Origin of the sequence: Mesorhizobium sp. 2RAF21, assembly GCF_052115345.1 — a bacterium.
Taxonomy (GTDB): Bacteria; Pseudomonadota; Alphaproteobacteria; order Rhizobiales; family Rhizobiaceae; genus Mesorhizobium; species Mesorhizobium terrae.
In genome coordinates, this window is sequence record NZ_JBFRGM010000001.1 from 344,311 (window position 1) to 357,145 (window position 12,835).

Consider the following 12,835-nt stretch of genomic DNA (forward strand, 5'->3'; position numbering starts at 1 on the left):
GAACCTGTTCTGAACCGGCGGCGCAGGGCGAACATCGAAGCAAGAGTGGGCCGCCGAGGTTCCGTCATTCCCGACCTCGTGAGCGACCGCAGGGAGCGGAGCGTGTCGGGAATCCATGCCGGAACGCTGATAGTGGCAAAGCGGTCCAGACCCGGCTTCAAACCGCTTTTCGCGATTTCTACGATTGGGGAATAGCGCGAAGGAGCAGCGTCCACATTCTGGCATCGTGGAAAACCGAACGCTGCATGTGGGGACACGCCGAAGCTCTCGGGCTGTTGCTTGCCTTGAGCAGGCCCGGTCCTTCAGCGTTCCGGCATGGCTTCCCGACACTCTCCGGTCGCTTCGCTCCCTCACGAGGTCGGGAATGACGGAGTTTCTGCGACCCGCACCAAATCCAATTGCCAGCCGAGCCCGATAATCATCCCCTCACTGGTTGACTTACATTATTTTGTACACTAATGATTTGTACACAAATTAATTGGAGATGACGATGTCCGCATTGTATTCCACCGAAGCCCGCGCCGTCGGCGGCCGCGCCGGCCATGTTAAGTCCTCAGACGGCCTGATCAGCCTCGACCTTGCCATGCCGAAGGAACTGGGCGGCAAAGGCGGCGCCACCAATCCCGAGCAGCTTTTCGCCGCCGGCTATTCCGCCTGTTTCGAAAGCGCCATGCGTTTCATCGCCGGCAAGCAGAAGCTTTCGCTCACCGACGCCGCGGTGACGGCGAAGATCGATCTTCTCCCGAACGGCGAGGGCGGTTTCCGGTTGGGCGCCGCGCTCACCGCTGAAACCAAGGGCCTCGACCAGGCCGCCGCCGAGGCGCTTGTCGCCGCCGCCCACAAGGTCTGCCCCTATTCCAATGCGCTGAAGGGCAATGTCGACGTCGCCCTGTCGGTGCAGGCCGGTTGAACGTGACGGGCACGATCGAGCATGGAACTGCGCCGGGCCGGGCCGAAACGCCCCGGCTCGACCGGCAGCTTTGTTTTGCGCTCTATTCGGCCAGCGGCCTGATGACCAAGCTCTACCGGCCGTTGCTAGCGCCGCTCGGGCTCACCTATCCGCAATACCTCACCATGCTGGCGCTGTGGGAAAAGGCGCCGCGCACGGTGGGCGAATTGGGCGACACGCTTGGCCTCGATCCGGCCACGCTGACGCCGCTGCTCAAGCGCATGGAGGCGGGCGGGCTGATCAACCGCCGCCGCGACCCCGCCGACGAACGCCGCGTGCTGGTGGAGCCGACCGCGCAGGGCGAGGCGCTGCGTACCGCCGCCAGCGGCGTGCAAGCGGCACTCGCCTGCCGCGTGCCGCTCGCCCCGGCCGAGCTCGCCGGCTTGCGCGAAACACTGAATGCCCTGATCGGCCAATTGCGCGCCGCGGAAGCCGGGACCGTCGAGACGGAATAAGGCTGCGGGATCGGGAGATAAATCGTCCCCGATTCCGCCATTCCTGGGTATCGATTTCCAGTTTCCTCCTGCCGGGCGCAGCGCGGCGGCTTGCAAGGCCGCGCCAGAAGGCTAATGTCGGCGCGATCCTTTTCGACCGCCGAACCCGCGCGGTCCATTTCCCGGGGGAAGTACCATGATCCGATCGAAACTCGTGCTGGCCGCGATTGCCGCCTGCCTTCTGGCGCCGTTCGCGGCCAACGCCCAGACCTTGCCCGATCTCGCCGGCAAGAAAGTCGTGGTGGTGACGGAAAACGCCTATCCGCCGCTGCAGTTCGTCGATCCCAAGTCCGGCAAGCAGATCGGCTGGGAATATGATTTCATGAACGAAATCGCCAAGCGGCTGAACTTCAAGGTCGAATACCAGAACACCTCCTGGGACGCGATGATCCAGGCCGTCGCCGACAAGCAGTACGACATCGGCATGACCGGCATCACCATCAATGACGAGCGCAAGGCCAAGGTCGATTTCTCCGACCCCTATATGCGCAACGAGCAGTTCATGCTGGTGCGCGGCGACGAAAGCCGCTTCACCGAGGCCAAGAGCTTCGCCGCGTTGAAGGACGGCCTGATCGGCGCGCAGCCGGGCACTTCGCCCTTCTACACCGCCGTCTATTCCGTGCTCGACGGCAATGAGCACAACCCGCGCATCAAGCTGTTCGAAACCTTCGGCGCCACCGTGCAGGCACTCAAGGCCGGCGACGTTGACGTGGTGCTGACCGACGGCACCGCCGGCAAGGGTTATGTCGAGGCTTCCGAAGGCAAGCTGAAGCTCATCGGCGGCCCGCTCGGCACCGAGGATTTCGGCTTTATCCTGGCCAAGGGCTCGGACCTGGTGAAGCCGGTCAACGCGGCGATCGCCGCGCTCAAGGCCGACGGCACGATCGACGCGCTGAACAAGAAGTGGTTCCTCGACTACAAGATCGGCCAGTAACAGGCCGTAGCCGGCTCCGTCGTCCGGCGGGGCCGGCGCTTAACCGCCAGTGGCGCCGTAGCGGCTGGCGCCAGCGTGGTCGACCACGTAGAGCCAGCTGCCGTCAGCCTGCCTGCGCACGATTTCGGCGGTGAAGCCGGAATAGAAGATGTCACCATTTTCATCGGCGAGCGAAAAGTCGGCGCGCAGCAGCGCGAGATCGCCATGCTCGACGCAGAAAGTGTTGTTCGACACCATCGTGCCCGGCAATTCGATGAGTTTCCGCAATTCCGTCGCGATCGCCGCCTTGCCGGTGAGACTGGCGCCGCTGGCATCGATCAGCAGCTGCGCGTCGTCCTCGTAGAGCGAAAGCAGCTCTTCCAGCCTGCCGGCGTTGCGCAGAGCGGCAAAAGTGCCGTTCATTTGCGCGGGTCGATAGACTTTCCTTGACATTGGCTTTCTCCTGTTTCGAGAACAGAACCATGTCGTTTCAGAACTATCCAAACGGGAACCCAACATGACCGAACCGGCGATTGCCTCAGCCAGCCCTGAGACGCCCATGCCGCGCCGGCCGGACCTGTGCCCGGTCGAGGATTGGCTGGCCTTCCTCGGTCATCGCTGGAACGCACTGGTGCTGTGGCATCTCTCGGCCGGCGCCAGGCGGCATGGCGAACTGATGGCCTGCCTGCCCAATATCACAGCGAAAGTGCTGTCGGAGCGGCTCGACGGCTTGTTGCGGCGCGGGCTGGTCGAACGCGACGCGGTCTCTGCCTTCCCGCGCGGCGTCGTCTATTCGTTGTCCGAAGGCGGCCGCCAGGTCGTTGCCATCCTCGATCGCTTCGAGACCCTGCCTTCTTCCTTTCGTGAGCCGCGACATTGATCCCGCCCGCGTCCGGCAAGCAGGCCAAGGAGTTTCCCTGGTGGCTCGCGGCGGCGGCCACCATCGCGGTCGTCGCGGCAATCGCGATCTTCACCAGCGACATCTATGCCCAGGTCTTCGGCACCGTCGTGCAAGGCATCGGCATCACCATCCTGGTCGCGCTCATCGCCTTCCTGCTGGCGGCGACGATCGGCCTCGGCATTGCCTTGATGGGTCTGTCGGGCTCGATCTGGCTGAGACAGATCGCCCGCTTCTATGTCGAGATCATGCGCGGCATCCCGGTGCTGGTGCTGTTGTTCTGGATCGCCTTCGCCGGCGTCCCAGCCTTTGTCGCCGGTTGGAACTTCGTCACCTTGCCGCTGCAGCAGGCCGGCTACATCGACGCGCTCCTGGTGCGCGAGGTCTCGCTTTTGTGGCGCGCCATCATCGCGCTCGCCTTCGGCTATTCGCCCTTCATCGCCGAGATCTTCCGCGCCGGCATCCAGTCGGTCGACGTCGGCCAGATCGAAGCCGCCAAGGCGCTGGGTCTCAGCCGTGGCCAGCGCTTCCGGCTGATCGTCATGCCGCAGGCGGTGCGGGTCATCCTGCCGCCGCTCGGCAACGACTTTATCGCCATCACCAAGGATTCTTCTCTCGTCTCGGTGCTCGGCGTCGCCGACATCACCCAGATGGGCAAGATCTACGCCTCCGGCTCGTTCCGCTTCTTCGAAACTTATTCGATCGTCGCTTATATCTACCTGACCCTCACGGTCAGCCTTTCGCTCGCCTTGAGAGCGCTGGAACAACGCATGCGGCGCAGCCAGCGCCCGGCGTCGTGATCCTGGGGTTTGCCCGCTACCCGCTGTGAAGCGCCGGGCGAACTTTAGAGCGACAACACCGGGTTGACGCCGACGCCGTTCCCTCCCACGCTGGCCCGACCAGGGGAGGAGACATGGCGATGGATACCGACAAGGCGCATGAAGCGCTGGACTCCGTTTATGGCGCCGGCTCGCCTGAAGCGCTCGGCCACGCCTATGCCGCCTGGGCGGCGAGCTATGACAGCGAAACCGCTTCGCTGGGCTATCTGCTGCCGTTCCTGATCGCCGCCTGGGTCACACGTTACGTGCCGGCGGGCGAGGGGCCGTTGCTCGACGCCGGCTGCGGCACCGGCCTGACCGGCCCGCAGCTCAAGGCGCTCGGTTATTCCAATCTCGCCGGGCTCGACCTCTCGGATGACATGCTGAAGGTCGCCGCCGGCCGCCAGGCCTATGGCGAGCTCAAAAAGGCGATGCTCGGCGGCCCGCTGCCTTGGCCGGACAGGCATTTCCGCGCCTTCTTCTCCACCGGCGTCTTCACCATCGGCCATGCGCCGGCGTCCGGCCTTCACGAGCTGGTGCGCATCACCAAAAGCGGCGGCCACGCCATCTTCACCGTGCGCGACCAGGTGTTGGATAAAGGCGGCTTTCGCGACGTCTTCACCGAGCTGGAGCGGGCCGGCAAATGGCGGCCGGTCGAGGAAAGCCCGTGGTTCCGCTGCTATGCGATCGCCGACCCGGACGCGCTGGTGAAGACCTTCGTCTTCGAGGTGCTTTAGCGAAGCGGCCGGCCGAAACGCTCAGGCATTGGGCGGAAAGCGGAAATGACCGTTGAGGCGGAAGGCGAACAGCGTGTCCTCCACCCTGGCGCCGGCGCCGATATTGTGGACGACCAACGGCCGCTGGCCGTCCGGCGTCATCCGGTCGGTGACGATGGCGATGTGCGGCAGGTTGCCCGGCAGGCGCTGCGTCACCAGATCGCCCGGATGGTAGGCCTTCGGATCGTCGACGACATCCAGCGCCGCGCCCTTGCGCCTGAAGAAGGTCTCCAGATTGGGAACGCGGCGATGGTCGATGTTGCGGTCCGGCTGCTTGCGGCCCAGATTTTCGGATAGGCGGAGAAGCCGGCGCGCATGTCCTCGTTGACCAGCCGCTGCAGGTCGATGCCGAACGCCTGGCGATAGGCCCGCACCACGACGTCGGTGCACACGCCGCGCTCGGCGGGAACGTCGCCGCCCGGATAGTCGAGCCGCACATAGGCCGGATCGTAGAGAACGGTCACGCCGACCTGGGCGAGCCCCGCGTCGACCAGTTTCATGCCCCAGGCCTGCGCCGGCGCAGCCGCCACCGGCCGCGTCAACAGTGCCGGACAGGCAGCCAGCACCATCGATTTCAGCACAGTGCGACGATCGACCATGTGACACCCCTCGATACGACGGTCAGGGCAATCGAGCTTTCGGGCTTAATTTTGACCGGAGCAGGCGCAATTGCCGACCGGGTGGATTCTTGATATGAGCCTTGGGCGATGGAAGAGCTTTTCGGCGATCCGGCCTATAAGGGCTTCGTGCTGCAGGACAAGAAGCGCCTGCCCGCGCGTTTTTTCGCCCGCATTTCCGGTACGCCGACCAGCCGACTTAGCTAGTAGCCGGCCGCGCCCGTTTGCCGGCGCGCATTTCGCATCTTCCTGCTTCACATCGACGGATTTACGCACATGAGCGCACCGCGCACCCTCTACGACAAGATTTTCGACGAACACGTGGTCGACCGCCAGGACGACGGCACCTGCCTGCTCTGGATCGACCGCCACCTCGTGCACGAAGTGACCAGCCCGCAGGCCTTCGAGGGCCTGCGCTTGGCCGGCCGCAAGGTTCGTCACCCGGAAAAGACGCTGGCCGTGGTCGACCACAACGTGCCGACCTCGCCCGACCGCGTGAACGGCATCAAGAACGAGGAAAGCCGCATCCAGGTCGAGGCGCTGGCGAAAAACGCCGCCGATTTCGGCGTCGAATATTATTCCGAGAAGGACCGCCGCCAGGGCATCGTCCACATCATCGGCCCCGAGCAGGGCTTTACCCTGCCCGGCATGACCATCGTCTGCGGCGATTCGCACACCTCCACCCACGGCGCCTTCGGCGCGCTGGCGCATGGCATCGGCACCTCGGAAGTCGAGCATGTGCTGGCCACCCAGACGCTGATCCAGAACAAGGCCAAGAACATGCTGGTGCGTGTCGACGGCCAGCTGCCGGAAGGCGTCACCGCCAAGGACATTATCCTCGCCATCATCGGCGAGATCGGCACCGCCGGCGGCACGGGCTATGTCATCGAATATGCCGGCGAGGCGATCCGCGCGCTGTCGATGGAAGGCCGCATGACCATCTGCAACATGTCGATCGAGGGCGGCGCCCGCGCCGGCCTGATCGCGCCGGACGAGACCACCTTCGCTTATGTGAAAGACAAGCCGCGCGCGCCGCAGGGCGAGGCCTGGGACATGGCGCTCGACTACTGGAAGACGCTCTATACCGACGAAGGCGCCCATTACGACAAGGTGGTGGTGCTCGATGCAGCCAAGCTGCCGCCCATCGTCACCTGGGGCTCCTCGCCGGAAGACGTCACCTCCGTGCTCGGCGTGGTGCCGAACCCCGACGAGATCGAGGACGAGAACAAGCGCAACTCCAAGAAGCGCGCGCTCGATTATATGGGCCTGACCGCCGGCACCAAGATCACCGACATCAAGCTCGACCGCGTCTTCATCGGCTCCTGCACCAACGGCCGCATCGAAGACCTGCGCGCCGTTGCCGCCGTTGCCAAGGGCAAGAAGGTGGCGGCGACAGTCAACGCCATGATCGTTCCGGGCTCCGGCCTGGTGAAGGCGCAGGCGGAAGCCGAAGGGCTGGACAAGATCTTCATCGAGGCCGGTTTCGACTGGCGCGAGCCGGGCTGCTCGATGTGCCTGGCCATGAACGACGACCGCCTCAAGCCGCATGAACGCTGCGCCTCGACCTCGAACCGCAATTTCGAGGGCCGCCAGGGCTTCAAGGGCCGCACCCATCTGGTGTCGCCGGCCATGGCTGCGGCTGCCGCGATCGCCGGTCACTTCGTCGACATCCGCGACTGGCACTGATCCGACCTCTTCCCGCTCCGACGGGAAAGGACAAGATAGCATTCAAAGGCCTCCGGCATCCCCGCCGGGGGCCTTTTGGCATTTGGGGCTGGCCCGTCGCGGCGGGAAACTATCTCTTGCATTCAACCGCTTGCCGAAGGCAGGAACGCCTCGTCATTCCCGACATGCCCCGCTCCTCGGGGTCGCTCACGCGCAACCGTTCGCCGCGCCGCCCTATTGCGTGTCGCGCATCTCCAACACATCCGAACCGCCGCTGTCTTCATCACCGTTCCGCCGGCCTCGGGTCGCGTTCCGCTTTTTGCCCGTTCTGAGCCGTCGCTGTTTTCACCGGCGTTACGGCATGGATTCCCGACACGCTGATGCGCCGGTGCGGTGCAGGATGTGGATTGGACGCGTGGAGGAAGGCGCAGGTCGAAAGAAAGAACCGTGTCTGTTCAGTCGCTTGGCGTTGATCGCACAAAAAACACGCCCGGATTTATTCACGCCACTCGCCTTCAGTCGACAATCGGCGCATCGCCCTCACGGGAACCTGGTGCGCACCGGGTATCAGGGAGGGCGCCGGTGCCGGACTGGCAGCGCTAACGGTGGCGGTGTCTGGTGACGAGCCCTAAGTCCGGGCCCTGGAAAAACCCGGCCGCCGAAAATGGCGGCTTCGAGGTCCGAAGTCTGCCGTCGCGAAGGACGGCGAGGTCGGTCCGGGGCAAGAACACCGGCGGGGCGCCCGGAAGGCGCCACGTACTATTACAGAGAGGCACCGACCCGGCGCCCCGCTTCCCACCTCCCTCAAGGGGAGTGTTTTTTGACAATGGCCAGGGCGGATTTCCGCAGCGTGGCGATGAATAGATGTATCAACGCAACCCCACCGCCGTCATTCCGGCCGAGCGCAGCGAGAGCCGGAACCCATTGGCCGCACCATCGTCGAGCGCGGCCCGGTCCTCGTTCTGAACCGTTCACGCAGCCGAACCGACGCCGCATGTTTCACGGCGATCCGTGCGAACTCAGGTCCGGGCCGTGCTCAATGCGCTGGGACCAATGGGTTCCGGGTCGGCGCTCGGCTTCGCCTCGCTTGCCCGGAATGACGAACGCGCGGGACGGGCTAGCTACCCAGCCCGCGACTGCGGGCCGCCGGTCGTCCGGCGCACCCACGTAGGTGAAGAGAGTTCCGCGAAGCGGACGAAAAGCCAACTGCTTGGCTTTTCGAACGACGAACGCCGCCGCAGGCAGCGCTGCGGCCTGTGAGCAAACCATCGGTCGAAGACCGCAAGCGCGACCGCGCGTCGCGCCTCGTGGCGCGCCCCGTCCGGAGCGAACCGCTAAGCGGAGACAGCGTGGGAGGAACTATCGGCCGAAGGCCGAGCCCGCGACTGCGGGCCGCCGGTCGGTCCGGCGCACCCGCGTAGGGTCAGCCGCCAGAGGCGGCGGTGCGACCCGTGAGCGGAATTAAGCCGCCTTCTTCTTCGGCTGGATCAGGCCGCGTTCGACCAGCAGCTCGGCGATCTGCACGGCGTTGAGCGCCGCACCCTTGCGCAGATTGTCGGAGACGATCCACATGTTGAGGGCGTTATCGAGCGTGGAGTCTTCGCGGATGCGCGAGATGTAGGTGGCGTCCTCGCCGGCGGACTCGATCGGCGTGATGTAGCCGCCGTCCTCGCGCTTGTCGATGACCAGGCAGCCCGGCGCCTCGCGCAGGATATCGCGCGCCTCGTCGGCGGTGATCGGCTTTTCGAACTCGACATTCACCGCTTCCGAATGGCCGATGAACACCGGCACGCGCACGCAGGTCGCGGTCAGCTTGATCTTGGGGTCGAGCATCTTCTTGGTCTCGGCCACCATCTTCCACTCTTCCTTGGTGGAACCGTCTTCCATGAAGACGTCGATATGCGGGATGACGTTGAAGGCGATGCGCTTGGTGAACTTCTTGGCCTCGACCGGGTCGGCGACGAAGACGGCGCGGGTCTGCGTGAACAGTTCGTCCATGCCTTCCTTGCCGGCGCCCGACACCGACTGGTAGGTCGCCACCACGATGCGCTTGATGGTGGCCGCGTCATGCAGCGGCTTCAGCGCCACCACCAGCTGGGCGGTCGAGCAGTTCGGGTTGGCGATGATGTTCTTCCTGGTGAAACCGGAAATCGCGTCCGGGTTCACTTCCGGCACGATCAGCGGCACTTCCGGATCGTAGCGGAACGCCGAGGAATTATCGATGACGACGCAGCCCTGCTTGCCGATCTTGGGCGACCATTCCTTCGAGATGTTGCCGCCGGCCGACATGATGGCGATGTCGGTGTCGGAGAAGTCGTAACCTTCCAGCGCCTTCACCTTCAGCGTCTTGTCGCCGAAGGACACTTCGGTGCCCTGGCTGCGCCGCGAGGCGATCGCTACCACTTCGCTCACCGGAAAGCCGCGCTCTTCCAGGATGTTCAGCATTTCACGACCCACATTGCCCGTGGCGCCGATTACCGCAACCTTGAAACCCATAGAAAAATTCTCCTGTCGCTCTCCGCTCGCTTTGCTTGGAGAAACCCGCCGGCCACTGCGGGTCTCGCCTCCCTCGGGCCAGACCCGGGGAGAGGGCGAGAAGGCCAAGGGAGATCAGACCGTGGTGACGGTGGTTTTTTTGGCCGTAGTTTTGGTCGAGGACAGGCGCGCGCGTTGCCGCTCTCCCGCAACCATGTTGCCATGGCCGGGGAAGTCGAATGCGAAAAGAGCCATGATGAGGCCGCGCATCGGGACGTTCCTGTTCGGGACGGGCTTTTACGCTGATTGCGAAAGGAGTCAATCGCAACGAAAGCCCGACGGCAAAGTTCGGCGCGCCTGTGGCGGTCAGATCACGTTGAGCTCGCGGAACGGCCGCCCTTGCGCCACGCGCGCATAGCCGAAGGCCGAACAGTCGATGCTGCGGTAGCCGCCATGCATGATGAGTTCGGCCAGCGCCTTGCCCACCGCCGGCGCCTGCTGCAGGCCATGGCCGGAAAAACCGTTGGCGAAGATGAAGTTCGACACTTCAGGGTGCGGGCCGATCACCGCGTTCTGGTCGAGCGTGTTGTAGTCGTAATGGCCAGCCCAGGCGCGTGTCATCTTGATCGCCTCGAAAGCCGGGATGCGGGTAGCGAGCACCGGCCAGATCGTCTCCTCGAACAGCGACCAGTCCGGCTCGAAATCGGTCGGGTCGGCGGCGGTTTCGCCCTCCTCCGGCTCGGCGCCGCCGGTGATGTAGACCGAACCTTCCGGCCGTACATAGATGCCGCTCGGGTCGACCAGCAGCGGCAGATCCTCGTAGCGCTCGCGGGCCTCGAACACGAAGACCGAACGCTTGCGCGGCTCCACCGGCAGTTCGAGCCCGGCCATGGCCGAGACCTTGCCGGCATTCGGACCTGCGGCGTTGACGACGATACCGGCCTGCAGCGTCTCGCCATTGTCGAGCGTCACCGACTGGACGCGGCCGTTGTCGCGAGCAATGGCGGTGACCGAGGCCGTGATCAGGTCGACCGACTTGGTCCGCAACGCCTTGCGGAACAGCTGCAGATAGGCGTGCGCGTCGAACCAGCCCTCGCCGGAGCGGCCATAGGCGCCGGCGGTGATGCCCTCCGCCGACAACCAGGCGAAACGACGCGTCAGCGCCTCGACGTCCTCCAGGACGATGTCGGCGCCTTCCGCCACCTGCACGTCGTGGTTGGCCTTCAGGATCGGCAGGCCGTTCTCGCCGGCCAGGATCAGATAGCCGCCTTCGCGGAAGCCGATATCGGCATCGGTGCCGAATTCTTCCTTGAGCCGCCGGAACAGCTTCAGCGTGAACTGCGACAGGCGGATGTTTTCAGGGATCGAGAACTGCTGGCGGATGGAGGCGCAGGACAGCGTCGTCGCCGCATGGGCAAATTGCGGATCGCGCTCGATCAGCGCGATGGAGCCGGTGAACCCTTCCTCGCGGAGGTAATAGGCAACCGAGGCGCCGACGATGGCCCCGCCGATGATCACGATGTCGTATTGCGCCATGAACTGAAGTCCCGAATTGCCGCGCTGAAGGAAAGCAGGTTCAGCCACCCTCCCGCAAGAGCTTGCAAGGGCCAGCTTTGCCGGGCAAGAAGACCAGATGGTTGAGATTTCCTATCGTCCGCGCCGCTCCGTGCTCTACATTCCCGCCGCGAACGAGCGGGCACTGGCCAAGATCCCGGCCCTTACCTGCGATGCGGTCATCATCGATCTGGAGGACGCCGTCGCTTCCGGCGAGAAGGCTTCGGCGCGTGACAGGCTGGGCGCGATCTTCGCCGACCGCCCAAAGCGACGCTGCGAAATGGTGGTGCGCATCAACCGCCTTGGCGGCGAAAGCGGCCCGGATGATCTGGCCGCGGCCCTTGCTTGCCGGCCCGACGGCATTCTCCTGCCCAAGATCGATACGCCGCGCGACATCCTGGAAGCCGGCGATGCCCTCGACGAGGCCGACATGCCCGACGAGGTCAAGTTGTGGGCGATGATCGAGACGCCCAAGGCGCTGATCAACATCGCCGCCATCGCCGAGCTTGGCCGCGATCCCGCCTCGCGGCTCGCCTGCCTGGTCGCCGGCACCAACGACCTGATCAAGGAGACCGGCATCCAGGCGACGCCGGACCGACGCTATCTGATGCCATGGCTGATGCAGATGGTGCTGGCCGCGCGCGCCGGCGGCATCGCGCTGCTCGACGGCGTCTACAATGATTTCCACGATTCGGCCGGCTTCCTGCGCGAATGCGCCGACGCTGCGGCCATGGGCTTCGACGGCAAGACGCTGATCCATCCTACGCAGATCGAGGCCGCCAATGCCGCCTTCTCGCCGTCGCCGCGGGCGCTGGCCGAGGCCCGCGCCGTTGTCGAGGCCTTCGGCAGGCCGGAGAACGCCGGAAAAAGCGTGATCGCGCTGGAAGGCCGGATGGTCGAGCGGCTGCACCTCGCCCAGGCCGAAAAATTGCTGGCGAAAGCCACAAGCATCGGCGCATGATCGCCGCTACCCTATACAGGACAGGACCCGCTCATGCGACTTTACCGTTTTCTCACCGCCGTCGACGACGCCACCTTCTGCCATAAGGTGACAGCGGCGCTGAACAAGGGCTGGCACCTCTATGGCTCGCCGACCTATGCCTACGACAAAAAAGAAAAGGCGATGCGCTGCGGCCAGGCCGTGGTGAAGGACATAGACGGCCAGGACTATGTTCCCGGCGAGACCAAGCTGAGCGACTGGTGACGGGCGGCCGCTGAGGCCACGCATCGAAAAGTCTATTCGACGGCCGCCTCGATCCGCTCCATGTCGTCGTCGGAGAGGCCAAAATGATGGCCGATCTCGTGGATCAGCACATGGGTGACGATGTCGCCCAGTGTCTCCTCGTTCTCGGCCCAGTAGTCGAGGACGGCGCGGCGATAGAGCGTGATGCGGTTCGGCCCTTCGCCGGTCGCCGGGTTCCAGCGTTCGGCGATGCCGCGCCCCTCGAACAGGCCAAGCAGGTCGAACGGCGTCTCCAGCGACAGGTCGTCCATGATCTCGTCGGTCGGGAACTCGGCCATCTGGATGACGATCTCGCCGGTCAGCTTGCGGAATTCTTCCGGCAGATGCGCATAGGCTTCCAGCGCCAGGAGCTCCATTTCCTCCAGGGAGGGTGAAAGCTCCCCATGCCAGGTGCGGGTCTTGTAGATGCGGGCCATTCTTTGTCCTTTGACAT

General features: G+C 64.7%; 14 protein-coding genes and 1 pseudogene. 9 read left to right on the forward strand and 6 right to left on the reverse strand.

All coding sequences use genetic code 11. From position 1 onward, the window contains the following. The first annotated feature begins 490 nt into the window (after positions 1 to 490). From AB4136_RS01780 to AB4136_RS01790, 3 genes are all read left to right on the forward strand, one after another. Positions 491 to 910, forward strand: a complete 420-nt coding sequence (locus AB4136_RS01780) for an organic hydroperoxide resistance protein (protein ID WP_024923195.1) — start codon at positions 491 to 493, stop codon at positions 908 to 910. Between the two features lie 2 nt (positions 911 to 912). After that, the gene (locus tag AB4136_RS01785; protein WP_441930152.1) at positions 913 to 1,404 is read left to right on the forward strand and encodes a MarR family winged helix-turn-helix transcriptional regulator; all 492 of its coding nucleotides are present in this window, start codon (positions 913 to 915) and stop codon (positions 1,402 to 1,404) included. Positions 1,405 to 1,579: 175 nt separating this feature from the next. Next, positions 1,580 to 2,377 carry a transporter substrate-binding domain-containing protein gene (locus AB4136_RS01790; protein ID WP_024923197.1) on the forward strand — a complete coding sequence of 266 codons (798 nt, stop codon included), beginning with the start codon at positions 1,580 to 1,582 and terminating at the stop codon, positions 2,375 to 2,377. 39 nt (positions 2,378 to 2,416) lie between these two features. Here the strand turns inward: AB4136_RS01790 and AB4136_RS01795 are convergent, their stop codons facing one another. Further along, a complete protein-coding gene (locus AB4136_RS01795; RefSeq protein ID WP_441930154.1) occupies positions 2,417 to 2,809 on the reverse strand; it encodes a YybH family protein in 393 nt (130 codons plus the stop codon). A gap of 64 nt (positions 2,810 to 2,873) precedes the next feature. Between AB4136_RS01795 and AB4136_RS01800 the strand changes: the two genes are divergently transcribed. From AB4136_RS01800 to AB4136_RS01810, 3 genes are all read left to right on the forward strand, one after another. Then, the gene (locus tag AB4136_RS01800) at positions 2,874 to 3,236 is read left to right on the forward strand and encodes a winged helix-turn-helix transcriptional regulator (protein ID WP_137900352.1); all 363 of its coding nucleotides are present in this window, start codon (positions 2,874 to 2,876) and stop codon (positions 3,234 to 3,236) included. After that, complete coding sequence (locus tag AB4136_RS01805) at positions 3,233 to 4,054, forward strand: amino acid ABC transporter permease (RefSeq protein ID WP_171020911.1); 822 nt, start codon at positions 3,233 to 3,235, stop codon at positions 4,052 to 4,054. Before AB4136_RS01800 ends, AB4136_RS01805 begins: the two co-directional genes overlap by 4 nt. Positions 4,055 to 4,173: 119 nt before the next feature. Next, a complete protein-coding gene (locus AB4136_RS01810; RefSeq protein ID WP_137900351.1) occupies positions 4,174 to 4,809 on the forward strand; it encodes a class I SAM-dependent methyltransferase in 636 nt (211 codons plus the stop codon). Positions 4,810 to 4,830: 21 nt separating this feature from the next. Here AB4136_RS01810 and AB4136_RS01815 read toward each other — a convergent pair. Beyond that, positions 4,831 to 5,447: pseudogene (locus AB4136_RS01815) on the reverse strand (DUF1287 domain-containing protein). Positions 5,448 to 5,741: 294 nt separating this feature from the next. On the opposite strand from AB4136_RS01815, the gene leuC reads away from it, so the two are divergent. Further along, positions 5,742 to 7,151, forward strand: coding sequence for a 3-isopropylmalate dehydratase large subunit (leuC, locus tag AB4136_RS01820; RefSeq protein WP_137900349.1), 1,410 nt, complete (start codon positions 5,742 to 5,744; stop codon positions 7,149 to 7,151). Between the two features lie 1,440 nt (positions 7,152 to 8,591). Here leuC and AB4136_RS01825 read toward each other — a convergent pair. The 3 genes from AB4136_RS01825 to AB4136_RS01835 form a co-directional block, all read right to left on the reverse strand. After that, positions 8,592 to 9,626, reverse strand: a complete 1,035-nt coding sequence (locus AB4136_RS01825; RefSeq protein ID WP_024923255.1) for an aspartate-semialdehyde dehydrogenase — start codon at positions 9,624 to 9,626, stop codon at positions 8,592 to 8,594. A gap of 114 nt (positions 9,627 to 9,740) precedes the next feature. Then, positions 9,741 to 9,875, reverse strand: coding sequence for a hypothetical protein (locus AB4136_RS01830; RefSeq protein WP_275040855.1), 135 nt, complete (start codon positions 9,873 to 9,875; stop codon positions 9,741 to 9,743). A 96-nt stretch (positions 9,876 to 9,971) separates the two neighbouring features. Next, on the reverse strand, positions 9,972 to 11,141 hold the full coding sequence (locus tag AB4136_RS01835) for an NAD(P)/FAD-dependent oxidoreductase (protein WP_024923256.1): 1,170 nt from the start codon (positions 11,139 to 11,141) through the stop codon (positions 9,972 to 9,974). Positions 11,142 to 11,238: 97 nt separating this feature from the next. Here AB4136_RS01835 and AB4136_RS01840 point away from each other — a divergent pair, with 97 nt between their 5' ends. Together AB4136_RS01840 and AB4136_RS01845 are read left to right on the forward strand one after the other, a co-directional pair. After that, positions 11,239 to 12,120 (forward strand): HpcH/HpaI aldolase/citrate lyase family protein, encoded by an 882-nt coding sequence (locus tag AB4136_RS01840; RefSeq protein WP_024923257.1) that lies wholly within the window; start codon positions 11,239 to 11,241, stop codon positions 12,118 to 12,120. Positions 12,121 to 12,153: 33 nt separating this feature from the next. Beyond that, the gene (locus AB4136_RS01845; RefSeq protein ID WP_024923258.1) at positions 12,154 to 12,363 is read left to right on the forward strand and encodes a DUF1737 domain-containing protein; all 210 of its coding nucleotides are present in this window, start codon (positions 12,154 to 12,156) and stop codon (positions 12,361 to 12,363) included. Positions 12,364 to 12,395: 32 nt separating this feature from the next. Here AB4136_RS01845 and AB4136_RS01850 read toward each other — a convergent pair whose 3' ends face one another. Further along, positions 12,396 to 12,818, reverse strand: a complete 423-nt coding sequence (locus AB4136_RS01850; protein WP_024923259.1) for a metallopeptidase family protein — start codon at positions 12,816 to 12,818, stop codon at positions 12,396 to 12,398. Positions 12,819 to 12,835 lie beyond the last annotated feature (17 nt).

Bases quoted from the DNA above. Each gene is read 5' to 3' on its own strand.
- AB4136_RS01850 (WP_024923259.1), bottom strand. From the start codon at position 12,818: ATGGCCCGCATCTACAAGACCCGCACCTGGCATGGGGAGCTTTCACCC.
- leuC (WP_137900349.1), top strand. From the start codon at position 5,742: ATGAGCGCACCGCGCACCCTCTACGACAAGATTTTCGACGAACACGTG.
- AB4136_RS01810 (WP_137900351.1), top strand. From the start codon at position 4,174: ATGGATACCGACAAGGCGCATGAAGCGCTGGACTCCGTTTATGGCGCC.
- AB4136_RS01780 (WP_024923195.1), top strand. From the start codon at position 491: ATGTCCGCATTGTATTCCACCGAAGCCCGCGCCGTCGGCGGCCGCGCC.
- AB4136_RS01790 (WP_024923197.1), top strand. From the start codon at position 1,580: ATGATCCGATCGAAACTCGTGCTGGCCGCGATTGCCGCCTGCCTTCTG.
- AB4136_RS01835 (WP_024923256.1), bottom strand. From the start codon at position 11,141: ATGGCGCAATACGACATCGTGATCATCGGCGGGGCCATCGTCGGCGCC.
- AB4136_RS01830 (WP_275040855.1), bottom strand. From the start codon at position 9,875: ATGCGCGGCCTCATCATGGCTCTTTTCGCATTCGACTTCCCCGGCCAT.
- AB4136_RS01845 (WP_024923258.1), top strand. From the start codon at position 12,154: ATGCGACTTTACCGTTTTCTCACCGCCGTCGACGACGCCACCTTCTGC.
- AB4136_RS01800 (WP_137900352.1), top strand. From the start codon at position 2,874: ATGACCGAACCGGCGATTGCCTCAGCCAGCCCTGAGACGCCCATGCCG.
- AB4136_RS01840 (WP_024923257.1), top strand. From the start codon at position 11,239: ATGGTTGAGATTTCCTATCGTCCGCGCCGCTCCGTGCTCTACATTCCC.
- AB4136_RS01825 (WP_024923255.1), bottom strand. From the start codon at position 9,626: ATGGGTTTCAAGGTTGCGGTAATCGGCGCCACGGGCAATGTGGGTCGT.
- AB4136_RS01795 (WP_441930154.1), bottom strand. From the start codon at position 2,809: ATGTCAAGGAAAGTCTATCGACCCGCGCAAATGAACGGCACTTTTGCC.